At 41.7% G+C, this 16,280-nt stretch carries 14 protein-coding genes; 3 read left to right on the top strand and 11 right to left on the bottom strand.

Translation table 11 applies throughout. From position 1 onward, the window contains the following. Positions 1-654: 654 nt before the first annotated feature. The 11 genes from recG to nrdR all read right to left on the bottom strand — a co-directional run bounded on the left by recG (position 655) and on the right by nrdR (position 14,070). The gene (gene recG / locus QEZ38_RS08390) at positions 655-2,670 is read right to left on the bottom strand and encodes an ATP-dependent DNA helicase RecG (protein WP_281335611.1); all 2,016 of its coding nucleotides are present in this window, start codon (positions 2,668-2,670) and stop codon (positions 655-657) included. 24 nt (positions 2,671-2,694) lie between these two features. Beyond that, entirely contained in the window at positions 2,695-3,798 is a 1,104-nt protein-coding gene (gene alr, locus QEZ38_RS08385; RefSeq protein ID WP_281335610.1) for an alanine racemase, read from the bottom strand. Further along, the gene (gene acpS, locus QEZ38_RS08380; RefSeq protein WP_281335636.1) at positions 3,788-4,150 is read right to left on the bottom strand and encodes a holo-ACP synthase; all 363 of its coding nucleotides are present in this window, start codon (positions 4,148-4,150) and stop codon (positions 3,788-3,790) included. Before acpS ends, alr begins: the two co-directional genes overlap by 11 nt. Before the next feature lie 45 nt (positions 4,151-4,195). Next, on the bottom strand, positions 4,196-5,227 hold the full coding sequence (locus tag QEZ38_RS08375; RefSeq protein ID WP_075228792.1) for a 3-deoxy-7-phosphoheptulonate synthase: 1,032 nt from the start codon (positions 5,225-5,227) through the stop codon (positions 4,196-4,198). A 1-nt stretch (position 5,228) separates the two neighbouring features. Further along, positions 5,229-6,260, bottom strand: coding sequence for a 3-deoxy-7-phosphoheptulonate synthase (locus QEZ38_RS08370; RefSeq protein ID WP_000232201.1), 1,032 nt, complete (start codon positions 6,258-6,260; stop codon positions 5,229-5,231). A gap of 81 nt (positions 6,261-6,341) precedes the next feature. Beyond that, entirely contained in the window at positions 6,342-8,855 is a 2,514-nt protein-coding gene (gene secA, locus QEZ38_RS08365) for a preprotein translocase subunit SecA (protein ID WP_281335609.1), read from the bottom strand. A 643-nt stretch (positions 8,856-9,498) separates the two neighbouring features. Further along, positions 9,499-10,809, bottom strand: coding sequence for a ribosome biogenesis GTPase Der (gene der, locus QEZ38_RS08360; protein ID WP_281335608.1), 1,311 nt, complete (start codon positions 10,807-10,809; stop codon positions 9,499-9,501). 13 nt (positions 10,810-10,822) lie between these two features. Continuing rightward, positions 10,823-11,536 carry an NADPH-dependent oxidoreductase gene (locus QEZ38_RS08355; RefSeq protein ID WP_281335607.1) on the bottom strand — a complete coding sequence of 238 codons (714 nt, stop codon included), beginning with the start codon at positions 11,534-11,536 and terminating at the stop codon, positions 10,823-10,825. Further along, positions 11,533-12,429, bottom strand: coding sequence for a primosomal protein DnaI (dnaI, locus tag QEZ38_RS08350; RefSeq protein ID WP_049549027.1), 897 nt, complete (start codon positions 12,427-12,429; stop codon positions 11,533-11,535). The genes QEZ38_RS08355 and dnaI overlap by 4 nt, the downstream gene beginning before the upstream one ends. Then, entirely contained in the window at positions 12,430-13,596 is a 1,167-nt protein-coding gene (locus QEZ38_RS08345) for a DnaD domain protein (protein ID WP_223338289.1), read from the bottom strand. It lies immediately after the preceding gene. After that, positions 13,597-14,070, bottom strand: a complete 474-nt coding sequence (gene nrdR, locus QEZ38_RS08340) for a transcriptional regulator NrdR (RefSeq protein WP_001203674.1) — start codon at positions 14,068-14,070, stop codon at positions 13,597-13,599. Positions 14,071-14,209: 139 nt separating this feature from the next. Between nrdR and QEZ38_RS08335 the strand changes: the two genes are divergently transcribed. Genes QEZ38_RS08335 through QEZ38_RS08325 form a run of 3 tightly spaced genes read left to right on the top strand, consistent with a single transcriptional unit; the run spans position 14,210 to position 16,021 of the window. Next, positions 14,210-14,575, top strand: a complete 366-nt coding sequence (locus tag QEZ38_RS08335; protein ID WP_000119157.1) for a GntR family transcriptional regulator — start codon at positions 14,210-14,212, stop codon at positions 14,573-14,575. Between the two features lie 3 nt (positions 14,576-14,578). Then, the gene (locus QEZ38_RS08330; RefSeq protein ID WP_000173159.1) at positions 14,579-15,274 is read left to right on the top strand and encodes an ABC transporter ATP-binding protein; all 696 of its coding nucleotides are present in this window, start codon (positions 14,579-14,581) and stop codon (positions 15,272-15,274) included. A gap of 15 nt (positions 15,275-15,289) precedes the next feature. After that, complete coding sequence (locus QEZ38_RS08325; protein WP_281335606.1) at positions 15,290-16,021, top strand: hypothetical protein; 732 nt, start codon at positions 15,290-15,292, stop codon at positions 16,019-16,021. The last annotated feature ends 259 nt before the right edge of the window (positions 16,022-16,280 follow it).

Here is a 16,280-nt window from a genome sequence, read left to right as displayed (position 1 = left end):
CTCTATCGCCCTTAATAACTACTATTTTGTAGCAAGCTTGTCTGCCTCTACTACTTCTTGAAAGGTTTTTTGATAATTTACTTTAATCGTCATTGTCATGTGAGAGTCCTCGTTTCTTTTTGATGAACCTAGTATAAAATCCCTTCCTAAAACATAGCTTATATTTTCCTTAGAAAAAACTAAAAGTAATTCTTGACTCAATGAAAACGAAAGAGCAAACTAGAAAGCTAGTCACAGCTTTCTCAAAGCACTGCTTTTAGTTTACCAGATAGACTAAGACGTTGTTTGAAGTGATGTTTAAGTTTATATATTCCGTAAATCAAATTATAGTGGATTGAAATAAGATGTGAACAGAGAGATTAGAAAAGTCAAACTAATTTCTAGAAATATTTTTAGCAGTTGTAGTGTACTGTTCTAGATTCAATCTACTATAACATAAGCATTTTTCTAAATCCCTTAGCTGCGAATCCCCACACAAAAAGAGCGTTATCGCTCTTTTACTTAGTATTTAGGAGAAGGTGCTTGCTCCTGTTGAAACGTTTTTTGGTAATTTACTTTAATCGTCATTGTCATGTGAGAGTCCTCGTTTCTTTTTGATGACTCTAGTATAGGCAATAACCCTAAAAGCAAACTTAAGATTTTCTTAGAGAAAGCTTAATCTAAATGTTCTTTCTTTTCTAGATTTAGGGCAATCATATGCCACTCTGGGTCCTCCTGCCAGTTAGGAAGGGAGCTGATATAACTAGCTACCTTACGTGCTTCCTCAAGAATCGGAAAATCTTCGATAATATCAGCCACTTGAAACTCTGGTAAACCTGACTGCCTGGTTCCAAAAATCTCACCCGAACCGCGCATTTTCAAATCTTCTTCTGCAAGGACAAATCCATTAGTCGTTTCCGTCATGATGCGCATGCGGTCTTTTCCAGAGTCAGTCTTAGGATTGGCAACTAGAACTGCATAGGACTGCTTCTCCCCACGACCGACACGACCTCTGAGCTGATGAAGCTGGCTGAGTCCGAAACGGTCAGCATCCATGATAATCATGACGGTCGCATTTGGCACATTGACCCCAACCTCGATAACCGTTGTAGAGACCAGAATATCAGTCTTTCTATCTTTGAACTCCTGCATAATCTGGTCTTTTTCATCACTCTTCATCTTACCGTGTAAGAGGGCAACTTTTGCTTTTCCAGAAAAATGAGTCGTCAATTCTTCCGATAAAGCAATAGCGTTTTTCAGATCCAAGGCTTCAGATTCTTCAATCAAGGGCGAAATGACATAGGCTTGAGACCCTTTTTGAATCTCACCTTCCAACCAAGTCAAAACCTGGGGTAATTGCTCATGCTTGATCCAGCGTGTCACGATTGGCTTACGTCCAGCTGGCATCTGGTCAATAATAGAAACATCCATATCTCCAAAGGCGGTGATGGCTAAGGTTCGTGGAATCGGAGTCGCCGTCATCATGAGGACATCTGGATTTTCTCCTTTTTCACGTAAAATACGCCTTTGTCCCACACCAAAACGGTGTTGCTCGTCGATGATAATCAAACCGAGTTTAGCATAGTCTACCCCATCTTGAATCAGAGCATGAGTTCCGATAATCACATCAACCTCGCCCTTGGCAATGGTCTCCAAAACCGTTCGTTTTTCTGCAGCTTTTAATGAACCTGTTAGGAGAGCTAGTTTCAAATCAGGAAAGAGACTTTCTAGACTTTCAAAGTGTTGCTCTGCAAGAATCTCTGTTGGAACCATGAGGGCAGCCTGATAACCCGCCGTTACGGCTGCGTACATCGCTAGACCTGCTACCACTGTTTTCCCGCTACCAACATCTCCTTGCAAGAGTCGATTCATGTGGTGGTCCGACTTCATATCGGTCAGAATTTCTTGCAGGCTCTTTTCTTGGGCTTGTGTCAAAGCAAAGGGTAACTTTTCTTTAACTGCAGTTAGTTTTTCTTGGGACCAATTCAGGACCAGACCACTTCCATGAACCTTATTTTCAGACTTGAGGGTCTGTAATTGCATTTGGAAATAGAAAAGTTCCTCAAACTTGATTCGACGGAGAGCCTGCTTGTATTCTGCCAAATCCTTAGGAAAATGCATAGCACGAACAGCCTGACAGCGAGACATGAGTTTGTATTTATCTAGCAAGGACTGAGGGAGATTTTCCTCTATCAAGAGATCTAGCCCCTGATCAAAGGCGGTTTTAATGATCTTAACAAGGCTTGCTTGACTAACTCCTTGTGCGAGACGATAGACAGGTTGAAGGTCGTCCTCCACTTGAGCTAAAACCTTCATCCCTGTTAGACTAGCCTTGGCGCGATCCCACTTACCAAAAACGGCTAGAGTCGCTCCTAGCTCAATCTTGTCAGCCAGGTAGGGTTGGTTAAAGAAGTTCACTGAAAACACAACCTCTCCCTGCTTGAGACTAAAGCGTAGGCGATTGCGCTTAAAACCATAATACTGAACACTAGCTGGTGTTACTACCTGACCAGATAGGACAGCCTTTTCACCATCTTCTAGTTCTAGCACCTGCTTGGTCTTAAAATCTTCATAACGGAAAGGAAAGTAGAGCAAGAGATCTTGTAGGTTTTCGATTCCTAGTTTGGCATATTTCTCTGCTGACTTTGGTCCCACTCCAGGCAAGACATGCAAGGGTTGATGTAAATTCATGCTCCTCTCCTTTCCTTCTCTCTTTTAATGATATTCTCTCGGAATTCGATCACTGAGGAGACAAACTACCTCATAATTGATGGTTCCTCGGTAAACTGCTACATCTGTTGCAGTAATTTCTTGATCACCGTCTGTACCAATCAAGACAACCTTTGTCCCTAAGGGATACAGCTTAGGTAAATGAACCGTGATTTGGTCCATGGATACACGCCCTACGATAGGGCACAATTGTCCATCCACCAGAACTGAGAAATTCTGCATATCTCGTGTCCAACCATCCGCATAACCGATTGGCAAAGTAGCAATGACTTGCTCACTATCTGCCTGATAGGTCGCTCCATATCCCATGCAAGCTCCAGCCTCTACTGTTTTGACATGAACAATAGCAGTTTCTAAGGTCAAGGCTGGTTTTAGTTCATAAGGCAATTCTAAAACTTGTCCGCTTGGATTGAGACCATACATGGAATCTCCCATACGAACCGCATTGAAAATAGTTTCCGCATGCCATAGAGTAGTCGCAGAGTTACTCGCATGAACCAATTCTGGTACTTCTTGCAAGCCAGCAAGTATTTCCTTGAAACGCTCTAACTGTTGATTAAAGTAGCTATCTGATTCTTCATCAGCAGTTGCAAAGTGGGTAAAGATTCCCTCAACATTTGCTCCATGTTCCTTGAGTAAAGCTTGGGCTTGTGCCACCTCGCTTGCACTTCTAAAACCAATTCGTCCCATACCTGAATCAATTTTAAGGTGAACGGTTAAGCCTGATAAATCTGAATCAGTAGCAAGGAGATTCTCAATCCATTCCAATCCTGCCACTGTCAAGGTAATATAAAAGTCCTTGGCCAATGAAAGAGATTCAACCTCAGATACTCCCAAAATAAGAATCTTCTTAGAAATTCCTGCTTGACGGAGTTCGAGGGCTTCATCGATATTAGAAACGCAAAAACCATCGACATCATCCTGGATAGCCGTAGCAACAGCTACCGCTCCGTGTCCGTAGGCATTGGCTTTCACAACCGCCCATTTTAGGGTATCTTTGGGAATATGCGCACCCATTTGTTGGATATTGTAGCGGATAGCACCCAGATCGATGAGGGCCTTGGTTGGTCTATGTGGACTAGTTTTCATAATCTTCCTCCAAAATAACACTAGCTGTCACAAACTGATCTGTATGGCTGATCGATAGCCAAACTTTTCCTGAAAACGGGGATTTGCTGAAGTAGGGAGCCCCTCTTTCATTGTTCAAAACTTCCAAGTCCTGAAAACCTAATTTCCCAATTCCCGTTCCCATAGCCTTTGAGAAAGCCTCTTTTGCTGACCAACGCCCAGCCAAATACTCGATCTGCCTACGACCTTTGAGACTGGCAAAGCGCTCCATTTCCTTGTCTGTCAAGACACGCCGTGCAAATCCTTCTCTTTTTTCAACTGCATTTTGTATAGAAGCTAATGCTTCGATATCAATTCCGTGTCCAACTATCATTTTCGTCAAAAGGAGTTGAGATACCCCCAACTCCATCCTTTTCACTTATTTTGTTAAGGTAGTATAGATTTCTTCTACCAGGGCTACTGTGTTTTCCCATCCTAGACATGGGTCTGTAATAGAGCAACCAAAGATTTCCGGTTGATTTTGTCGACCATCTGCCAAGTAGGATTCAATCATGAAACCTCGAACTGTTTTCTTAATCTTTTCATTCCAGTCACGGTTGAGCAGAGCTTGGCGAACAATTCGAACTTGCTCCATATACTGCTTCCCTGAATTATCATGGTTAGTATCAATCATGATAAAGGGATTTTCAAGCCCCATAGACTCGTAACGCCCGATAGCATTTAAGAGAGTTTCATAGTAGAAGTTTGGTTCATTCTTCCCATATTCATTCATAGCTCCACGAAGGATAACGTGAGCTAGGGGATTACCTGAAGTCTCAACTTCTTGTCCATGGTAAAGAAATGTTTGCTTGTTTTGTGCAGCATAGATGGCATTAAACATAACAGACAGATTTCCAGAGGTTGGATTTTTCATACCCACTGGTGCATCAATCCCTGAAGCTACAAAACGGTGTTCCTGATCTTCTACTGAACGCGCACCCACTGCATGGTAGCTCACCAAGTCATCAACCAAGACTAGATTGGATGGATAAAGCATTTCATCCGCTGTGGTCAATCCAGTTTCTGTAATCACTCGATAATGAAGCTGACGAACAGCCTGCAAACCATTAATCAAACTTGGTGCTTTAGAAGTATCTGGCTGATGAACCAAACCCTTGTAGCCATCTCCATTGGTACGTGGCTTAGCTGTGTAAACACGCATGACCATGAAAATCTTATCCGCAACTTTTTTCTGCAAGTCTGCCAAACGACGAGCATATTCAAGCACTGCTTCTTCATTATCAGATGAACAAGGTCCAATGACCAAAAGAATACGGTCATCCTTACCAGATAGAATATCAGCCAGTTCTTGGTCTCGGCTTTCCTTATGTTGCAAGGCTTCTGCAGATAGTTGTGTTTCCGCCTTGATCGCTTCAATATCGATTTCTTGACCTTTTTCAATAAATGCCATATTATTCTCCTAGTCTTTGGTAGATTTCGCGTACAAGAGCCTCAGTATTTTCCCATCCTAGACATGGATCGGTGATAGATTTTCCAAAGACCTCTGGTTCATTTTGACGACCATCTTCTAGATAAGACTCAATCATGAAACCACGGACATATTTTTTAATCTTTTCATTCCAGTCGCGGTTAATCAAGGTCTGACGTACAATACGAATCTGATCCATATACTGCTTGCCTGAGTTATCATGGTTGGTATCAATGATGATAAATGGATTTTCAAGGCCCATCTTTTCATACTGGGCAATAGTATCCATTAAATTATCGTAGTAATAGTTCGGAATGTTTTTCCCGTATTCATTGAGGGCACCACGGAGAATAGCATGCGATAGAGGATTTCCAGTCGTTTCAACTTCTTTCCCTAGGAAAAGGAAACTTTGTTTGTTTTGAGCCGCATAAATACCGTTGAACATGACATTGAGATTTCCAGACGTTGGATTTTTAAAACCTGTCGCAAAATCTGCTCCACTAGCTACAAAACGGTGTTGTTGGTCTTCAACCGAACGAGCTCCAACTGCCATGTAAGAAATCAAGTCATCTACCAAAGGAAGGTTTTCTGGGTACAACATCTCATCCGCAGTCGTCATTCCTGTTTCAGAAATAACACGGTAATGCAGGTGACGAACCGCCTTGATCCCATTGATGAGACTAGGTGCTTCTTTGGCATTTGGTTGGTGAATCAAGCCCTTATAACCATCACCATTAGTACGTGGTTTAGCAGTGTAGACACGCATCACCATAAAGACGCGGTCTTTTACTTCTTCTTGCAGTTTTGCCAAACGCTTGGCATACTCAAGAACTGCTTCTTCATTGTCAGACGAACACGGACCAATCACTAACAAAATGCGTTGATCTTCACCACGAATAATCGCTTCAAGTTCTTGATCGCGTTGTTGTTTATTGGCAAGTGCTTGTCCTTCTAATTTAGACAAACTACGAACTTCTTCAATATTAATTTTAGGGCTTTTGGCTGTAAATACCATGATTCATCCTCCTTATAAAGCAAACGGATGCCAAGCGAAAATTCACTTTTCACTAGGCATCCGCCTGAAAATTAGTCATTCTTAACGTCGTTTACCGTGACAGTTTTTAAATTTCTTACCAGAACCACATGGACACAAGTCATTACGCTTAACTTGGCTAAGATCCAAATCTGCAGGAAGCTCAGTCTGTTGTGCAGCAATATTACGAGCCGCTGTAGTACTGATATGACGCTCTGCTTGTGGACGCTCTTGTTCATGAATTTGTGCTTTCATCATCAAACGAGTCACATCAAACTCAATGGAACCGATCATATCATTAAACATACGGAAACCTTCTGCTTGATACTCAACGACAGGGTTGTTTTGTGCATAACCACGAAGGCCAACAGCATTACGCAACTGATCAAGAGCATCGATATGGTCTGTCCACTTGTTGTCTACAACACGTAGGATCAAGACTTTTTGGAATTCTTTAACAGCTTCCTCATCTCGAAGCTTAGCAACTTGGCTATCGTAGACTTGCAAGGCACGTTGGTAAAGTTCATCTTTGATTGCTTGGTCTGACAAACCTTCTAGGTCTGAAAGTGAAATTGAATCTTCTGGAAGCAAGTTGTATCTTGCAAAATTCAAGATAGCCTCTAGTTTTTCATCTTGTTTAGCACGCGCATGATTATCAACAACACGATTAATGGTGCGTTTAATCATCGCATGAATCTCAGGAGCCAAGTCGCGATCAGCAGTGATGACATCGTAACGTTGTGAGTAGATAATCTCACGTTGCTCACGCATGACATCATCGTATTGAAGGACTTGTTTACGTGTGTCGTAGTTGTTTCCTTCAACACGTTTTTGTGCTGCTTCAACCTGACGTGTCAACATACGAGATTTGATCGCTTCGTCTGACATATTGAGACGTTCAAAGACACCCTTCAAGCGCTCTGAACCGAAACGTTTCATCAAATCATCTTCAAGAGAAAGGTAGAATTGAGATTCCCCTGGATCCCCTTGACGTCCTGAACGTCCACGAAGCTGGTTATCGATACGACGGCTTTCATGACGTTCTGTACCGATGACACAAAGTCCACCAAGTTCACGAACACCTTCACCGAGCTTAATATCAGTACCACGACCGGCCATGTTGGTCGCGATTGTAACTGCACCACGCTGACCAGCGTTCATGATAATTTGAGCTTCTTTGTAGTGGTTCTTGGCATTCAATACTTCGTGAGGAACACCTGCAGCTACCAATTTTTTAGAAATATAATCACTAGTTTCAACTGCAACAGTACCTACCAAGACAGGTTGACCTTTTTGGTAGCGAGCTTTTACATCTTCGACAACAGCCTTAAATTTAGCTTCAAGACTAGCATAAAGTACGTCTGGATGGTCAATACGTTGAACTGGACGGTTTGTTGGGATAGGAATAACACGAATATTGTAGATTTCGCGGAATTCTTCTTCCTCAGTCTTACCAGTACCTGTCATACCAGACAACTTCTTGTACATACGGAAGAGGTTTTGGTAGGTGATAGAAGCTGAAGTCTTAGTTTCGTCCTGGATTGGCACACCTTCCTTAGCCTCAATCGCTTGGTGCAAGCCATCAGAATAACGACGACCTTCCATAGTACGACCTGTAAATTGGTCGACAATCAAGATTTCCTGCTCTTCGCTGACCACGTAGTCAATATCGAGAAGCATGATGTAATTAGCACGAAGGGCATTGTCTATAAAGTGAGTCAAGGCTACGTTTTCGATATCGTAGAGATTTTCTAGTTTAAAGTAGCTTTCAGCCTTGTCAATACCAGAATCAGATAGACCAATTGTCTTAGACTGAATATCAATGATATAGTCATCCTTATCCAAAGACTTCACAAAATGGTCAGCCATATGATAGAGTTGGCTGGTTTCAACTGCATTGGCTCCTGAAACGATCAACGGAGTACGAGCTTCGTCGATCAAGATTGAGTCAACCTCATCGACCAAGGCGTAGTTGAGTGGACGTTGAACCATATTCTCCGCACGAACGACCATGTTATCACGGAGGTAGTCAAATCCGATTTCTGAGTTGGTTGAGTAAGTGATATCACACTCATAGGCTTCTTTTTTCTCCATTGGAGATTTGGCCGCCAAGTTGATCCCTACTGACAAGCCAAGCCATGAGTACAACTCACCCATCTCAGTTGCGTCACGTTCAGAAAGGTATTCATTGACCGTAACTACGTGAACCCCTTTACCTGAAAGAGCATTGAGGTATACAGGCATAGTCGCTGTCAAGGTTTTCCCTTCACCAGTACGCATCTCAGGAACGTCACCATGGTGAAGAACGATTCCCCCCATAACCTGAACCTTATACGGGAAAAGACCAAGAACACGCTTAGCTCCCTCGCGCACAACAGCAAACGCCTCATACAAAAGTTGGTCAAGAGTCTCACCATTTTGGTAGCGTTGTTTGAATTCTTCTGTTTTTGCTTTCAATTGCTCGTCTGTTAACGCAGCCATTTCATCTTCATATTTTAGGACTTTGTCCGCCATCTTTTCCAGACGACGAATCTCTCCTTTATCATTTTCGATGATTGTTTTTAGTAAATTTGCCATTTTTTTCCTTACTTTAAATTCTGAATATTTTAGAATGTTCTTTTTATTGTAGCATATTTGCCCAATTTTTTCAAGAAATATTCCGTTTTCCCTTAGGACGAAAAAAGGGCTAACCAAGGTGATTAGTTCCCTTAAAATTCCTATTCCGAGGCTAGTTTTCTTCATTAATGCTTCTAGCTAGTTTTTCCATGAAAAATTGACCATCATTTTCTATCAGATACAAGTTTGCCTATTTCTTTCAAGGAAGACTGGATTTTTTCTTTTCCAATCGCAGCTTATTCATAAATTTTAGACAAGCATAGATTTTCCAGTCATTGACTAAGGATAAAAGGACTAAAAGTAGCCAGATCATCCATCTAGCAAGATCCCTTGGTTCTTGTAAAATAAAGTTAAATAAGACTAGCGAAAAAAGAGTGAAAACTAGACTAAACAAGGCTGCTAGAGGCATATAAAACCAAGAAAAATAGTAAAAGACAGAAAAGTACTTACTTCCTGGCTGTACCTTCCCTTGCCAACGAAAAAAGTAAAAGTAGGGTGCCAAAATCAAGAATTTTAATAGTTTTTCCATCTCCTTACCTCTCCAACGCGTTCCTTATTTTATTATAGCAAAAAATCTGGAAATGTCCTTCCAGATTCTACTTTTTTATTTGCGTTTTCTTGCGATGAGATGGATTGGTGTTCCTTCAAAAACAAAGGCCTTGCGGATTTGATTTTCCAAGAAACGCAAGTAAGAGAAGTGCATGAGCTCTTCTTCGTTGACAAAGATAACAAAGGTTGGTGGTTTGGTTGCCACTTGAGTCGCATAGAAAATCTTGAGGCGTTTCCCTTTATCTGTCGGTGTTGGGTTGATAGCAATAGCATCCATAATCACATCATTCAAGACAGCTGATGGAATACGGGTATTTTGACTCTCGCTGATTTGCTTAATCATCTCAGGTAACTTGTGGAGACGTTGCTTGGTCAAAGCTGAAACAAAGATAATCGGTGCGTAAGGCAGGTATTGGAACTGCTCACGAATATCTTCCTCCCAGTTTTTCATGGTATGGTTGTCTTTTTCAAGCGTATCCCACTTATTGACCACGATAATCATCCCTTTACCAGCTTCGTGGGCAAATCCAGCGATACGTTTGTCATACTCACGAATACCTTCCTCGGCATTGAGGACCATCAAAACTACATCTGAACGGTCAATAGCACGCATAGCACGCATAACCGAGTATTTCTCAGTATTTTCATAGACTTTACCAGATTTACGCATACCAGCAGTATCAATCATGGTAAACTCTTGGCCGTCAGCATCTGTAAAATGGGTATCAATGGCGTCACGAGTAGTACCAGCGACAGGGCTAGCAATGACGCGATCTTCTCCCAAAATGGCATTGATCAAGCTAGATTTGCCGACATTTGGACGTCCAATCAAGCTGAATTTAATAACATCTGGATTTTCTTCTTCGACTTCATGCGGGAGATTTTCCACAATAGCATCCAGTACATCCCCTGTCCCAATACCGTGCACAGATGAAATCGGTAGTGGTTCGCCCAAACCTAGAGCATAGAAATCATAGATATCATTTCGCATCTCTGGATTGTCAACCTTGTTAACGGCTAGGATAACTGGTTTATGAGTTTTATAAAGTTTACGGGCAACGTATTCGTCCGCATCTGTAATTCCTTCTTTACCTGACACAACAAAGACGATAACATCTGCTTCTTCCATGGCAATTTCTGCCTGGTGCTTAATTTGTTCCATAAACGGAGCATCGACATCATTGATTCCCCCAGTATCAATCATACTAAAAGAACGGTTAAGCCACTCACCTGTGGCATAAATACGATCTCGCGTTACACCTTCAACATCTTCTACGATTGAGATGCGTTCTCCCGCGATACGGTTAAATAGGGTTGATTTCCCAACATTGGGACGTCCCACAATGGCAACAGTTGGTAAGGCCATGTTTTCTCACTTTCTACAATAACTTCTTCTGCTCAAGATTTTCTCGAGTCGAGCTTGGTTCTGGATTGCCGAATTGCTCTGCCAAACGTTGACTCCAAGTTGTAGTCGCACGCGCACCTGCATATTCAGTCTGTACACGGTCATAGGCTTCAATAGCCTCAGTTGACTGTTCTTGGTATTCTTCCTCAAAGACAACATTCTCAAGTGGCAATCTTGGTTTTACATCATGCTTTTGATTTGGCACACCTAGTGCAATCCCAAAGACTGGATAGGTATAGTCAGGAAGTTTGAACAATTCTGCTAATTCAACAGACTTGTAACGCACTAAACCGATAATCACTCCACCGTAGCCTAGGCTTTCTGCCGCAAGCAAGGTATTTTGCCCAGCAAGCGCAGCATCTACTGAAGTGATGAGGAGTCCTTCCACCCCTTGAGGTTGGAAAGTATCTGTATGGAGACGAGCTCCTTTTTCTGCACGGTTTAGATCACCAACAAAGAGCAAGAATGCTGCTGATTGACGAATAGCTTCCTGAGGAACTAGTTCATACAGAGCATCTTTCTTCTCTTGACTTCTTACTAAAATCACTGAATAAGATTGGAAATTTTTCCAAGTTGAAGCCATTTGGGCAGCTTTCAAAATCTCATTCAAGTCCTCTTGAGGAATCTCTTGCTCCTTAAATCTGCGCACTGATGAGTGGCTTTGCATTAATTTAATCGTTTCTGTCATCGACGATTTTCTCCTTCTAATCTTGTTTCCTCTGCTAAATAACGGATACGCTCCATAACGCGTCTAGCTTCCCAGGTTTCGTCATTTCCGTTTTTCCCTTTAGCGAAATGCTTCTCCAAATCTTCAAAGTTGAAGTTGGAGGTGAAAAAGGTCGGTAAATCTTCCTGCATACGATATTGGAGGATAACCTGCAGGATCTCGTCACGCACCCAAGCTGTTGATTGCTCAGCACCAATATCATCTAAAATCAAAACTTCAGCCAGCTTAATCTCGTCCACCAAGGTCTTAACATTTCCATCACCGATAGCATTTTTGACATCGATGACAAAGCTAGGATAGTGGAGGAGCGTTGATGAAACACCACGTTTTTCAGACAAATCATGGGCTAGGGCAGCCACCATGAAACTTTTACCCACACCAAAGTCTCCATATAAGTAGAGACCTTTTCGAATAGCTGGATATTGCTCCACAAAGGCTAGGAGCTTTTCAAAAACTGGCAAGCGCCCCAAATCATCTAAATCAACTTGAGCTAGGCTAGCTTTTTTAAGACTAGCTGGAAGATTGATTAGCTTGAGACGGTTTTTAATCGCTGCTTCTTTTTCCGCTGCAATTAGCTCTGGAGTCTCTTCATAAGAGACATCTGCATAGCCATGATTCATGACTAGGATAGGTTTGTAGCCACGCGCGATATAGTCTGTATCTCCTCGGAGGAACTTATCTCTCTCAGTAATGTATTGGTTAAACTTGGAAATACTACGGTTTAACTCCTCCTGACTGAGAGATTCTTTCTGGATAAAGGCTGCAACATCAGGGTCCTTCACAATTTGCTGGACTAAATCCTGATACTGAAATCGGCTTGGTTGACGCTTGAGCACGTCTCCGACACTTTCCATCTAGTCTCCTCCTTTTTCTAATCGAGCTAACATTTCTTTTTTCTTACGTTCTAGTTCTAAGCGAGTTTCTTCGCTAGTTTCATTCTTATATTCAGGATTACTCCATTTAGGCACATTGGTTTTTGCTGGGGCATTCTGATTCTGCTTTTGCGTTTTTGCTTTTTGGCCACGTTCACGAATTCGGAGGACAGCCTCCTCAGCACTACGGATATTTTGATAGGCGTAGTCATTAGCTACCTTCATGGCGTATTTTTCATTGATATTGGCCGAATCAACCTTATTAAAGGTCAGGAGCAAGATAACATTAATCACTTCATCCAGCAAGCCCAAGGCAGCCATCTGCTGGAGCAGGTCCCGTTCAGTCTGAGTAATACTTCCCTTGCGGGTCTGCTTAATCTCAGCAAGGAACTGCAAGGCTGTCTTTCTCTTAGCCTCTCGGATAATGGTTGCTTCCTTGGGACTAAAGTCAGAAGTCACAGGCTTTTGCGCTATCTTTTCGCGGATGCGTTTGACAGAAATCACTTGCGACATTGCTGTCGCTTTGGCTACTTGATAAGTTTCAAACCAAGTCCACCTCTGCTCGTCTGCTATTGCAAACAAGGCCAAAACATCCGAAGTCTCATCTTGAAAACGAAGACCATCACGGGCCATGAGCTGACGAAAATGCTCCAAATCAAAATCATCTGCTACTGGCTGACTGCTAGAGGGTTCTTGACTCGCAGACTCGGATAACTGAGGGAAGATTTGACTCAAGGCCACCGAGATAGGTTCCCCTTCAACACTTTCCTGTCTCATGGCTGCAACCGCACTATCCCCAATCATTTTTTCTAACAAGGTCCGATAAACTGTATGTTGTAAAAATTCTTGAGTCGATAGGGGAGAATGAAGTAACAAGTTATAGGACTCCCCCTGTTGATAGAGGGTCACCAATTTCATGGCTGTCAGAGTTTTAAAAGCCTTTAAAAGACTATCCATCCCAAAATTCAAATGATTGAGCATGGCTGCAAAGAGATGCTCCTTTTGACCATCATCCCAAAAAATCACAGCATAAAGATAGAGGCTCAGCGCCTCCTGACCGATAATCGGGAGGTAGCACTGCACCATTGATGAGGTATCTTGCGACACCCGATTATTCTTTACAAAAGAAAAACGGTCATTTGGCTTCATTTATTTTTCCTTTTTCTTTTTAGAGGATTGTGTAATCTGCTGGAGTAGGCTTTCAAGCTCACTCACATCCTTAAAGCTACGGTAGACACTGGCAAAACGGACATAAGTAATCTCATCTAGCTCTGCCAACTCTTCCATAACCAAGGAACCAATAACCTCACTCTGAATTTCATTTTCATTGCGACTACGGAGTTTTTGTTCGATGCGATTGACAACCATGCCAATCTCATCACTAGACACTGGACGTTTCTGGGCTGAGCGAATAATCCCGTTAAAGATTTTATCTCTTGAAAATTGTTCCCGTGTACCATCTTTTTTTACCACAACCAGTGTTCTCTCTTCAACACGTTCATAGGTTGTAAAACGATGCTGGCACTCTTCACACTCACGTCTTCTTCTGATTGTATTTCCTTCTTCAGCCTGGCGACTATCGATCACACTTGATTTTGTAGCGCCACATTTTGGACAACGCATGCCTTTCCCTCCTTGTCGTTTTCTTTTCATTATACCATTTTTTAGGAGATTCCCAAAATAATTCTCCTTTTGGCTTGACAAGTTTTTTGTTTTGTTGTATTATTGAATTAACACAAAGGTAAATAGAAAGGAGATCGTGATGTCTTGGACATTTGATAACAATAAACCCATTTATTTGCAGATTATGGAGAAAATCAAATTACAGATTATTTCCCATAAACTCGAGCCCAATCAACAGCTTCCAACCGTTAGAGAATTAGCTAGCGAGGCAGGTGTCAATCCCAACACCATCCAGCGCGCCCTATCGGACTTGGAAAGAGAAGGCTTCGTTTATACCAAGCGGACATCTGGACGCTTTGTCACAGAGGATTTGGACTTGATCCTCCAATCCCGTAAGCAACTGTCAGAAGAACAGCTGCAACAGTTTGTAACAGGCATGGTAGAATTTGGCTATGAAAAAGAAGAACTACCGACTGTTTTGAGAGATTATATTGAAGGAGTTTAAACTATGACCTTGTTAGCATTTGAAAATGTGTCAAAATCCTATGGAGCAAGCCCTGCTCTTACGAATGTTTCCCTTGAAATTCCAGCTGGAAAAATCGTTGGCCTCCTTGGTCCAAACGGTTCTGGAAAGACAACCTTGATTAAACTAATCAACGGCTTGCTACAGCCAGAGGAAGGGCGTATCCTTATCAATGGCATGGAACCAAGCCCAGCAACTAAAGCAATTGTTTCTTATCTCCCTGATACGACCTACCTCAACGAGCAGATGAAGGTCAAGGAAGCTCTCACTTATTTCAAGACCTTCTACCAAGATTTCAATCTGGAACGTGCTCAAGGTCTTCTTCGTGACCTTGGTATTGATGAAAATAGCCGTTTCAAGAAACTCTCAAAAGGGAACAAAGAAAAGGTTCAGTTGATCCTTGTCATGAGTCGTGATGCTCGTCTATATGTTCTTGATGAACCAATCGGTGGTGTCGACCCAGCAGCTCGTGACTATATCTTGAACACCATCATTAACAACTACTCTCCAACTTCGACTGTCTTGATTTCAACTCACTTGATTTCAGATATCGAACCAATCTTGGATGAGATTATCTTCCTCAAGGATGGAAAAGTCGTCCGTCAAGGAAATGTTGATGATATTCGCTATGAGTCTGGAGAGTCTATCGACCAGCTCTTCCGTCATGAATTCAAAGCCTAGATAAAGGAGATTATTATGTTTTGGAATTTAGTTCGTTATGAATTTAAAAATGTTAACAAATGGTATTTAGCCCTCTATGGTGCTGTGTTAGCACTTTCTGGTCTTATCGGAATTCAAGCAAAGACCTATAACAATCTACCCATCAAAGAAAGTCAACCTATTCTACTTGTTTTTCTAGCACTCGTATTTGGTGGCTTGATGATTACGCTTGGGATTTCAACCTTGATTTTGATCATCCGTCGCTTCAAGGGTAGTGTCTATGACCGACAAGGTTATCTCACTTTGACCTTGCCAGTTTCCGAACACCAGATTATCTTAGCTAAACTCTTGGGGGCCTTCATTTGGTCTCTGATCAGTTCAGCAGTCTTGGTTCTGAGCATTTATATCATTCTTGTGATAATTGAGCCTAATTCTGTTGATTTCCTTGCTTTTAAAGACTTGTTCCAACAGTACCTAGACAGTATCAGCTTATCTCTGATTTCATTCATCCTCAGCACTGTAGCAGGCATACTATGCATCTACTTGGCAATCTCAATCGGACAACTCTTTAATGAATACCGTACAGCTCTTGCAGTTTTAGCCTATATTGTCATTCATGTTGTCCTTGGATTCAGTGATCTCTTCTTAAACTTTGGTACCCATTACAATATGATGCTTACTTATGAAATCTTCAAAGACCTAATCCTTATCGCAGTCTTCTATCTCGGAACCTACTACATCTTGAAAAACAAGGTTAATCTTCAGTAATCATTCAGAGGATGGTCAAAAACTTAATTTTATAGTGGATTGAACTTAGAGTAGTATGCCATGGATTCTAAAACATTTATTAGACATTGTTTTGACTTTCCTAACCTCTTTGTTCATATCTTATTTCAATCAACTATAGTAGAAAATGAAATAGATCTGTCTATGATAAAACGCATATTATCGGCTCTATAATATTTGTAGTGGGTAAATCCCCTATAGATATTATGGAACCTATTTTTGTGTAGAAAACATACTAAGA

It is taken from the genome of Streptococcus taonis (assembly GCF_029948085.1).
Classification (GTDB): Bacteria; Bacillota; Bacilli; order Lactobacillales; family Streptococcaceae; genus Streptococcus; species Streptococcus taonis.
The sequence above is the reverse complement of the archived record's forward strand: the minus strand, read 5'-3'. Positions and strand labels throughout refer to the sequence as shown.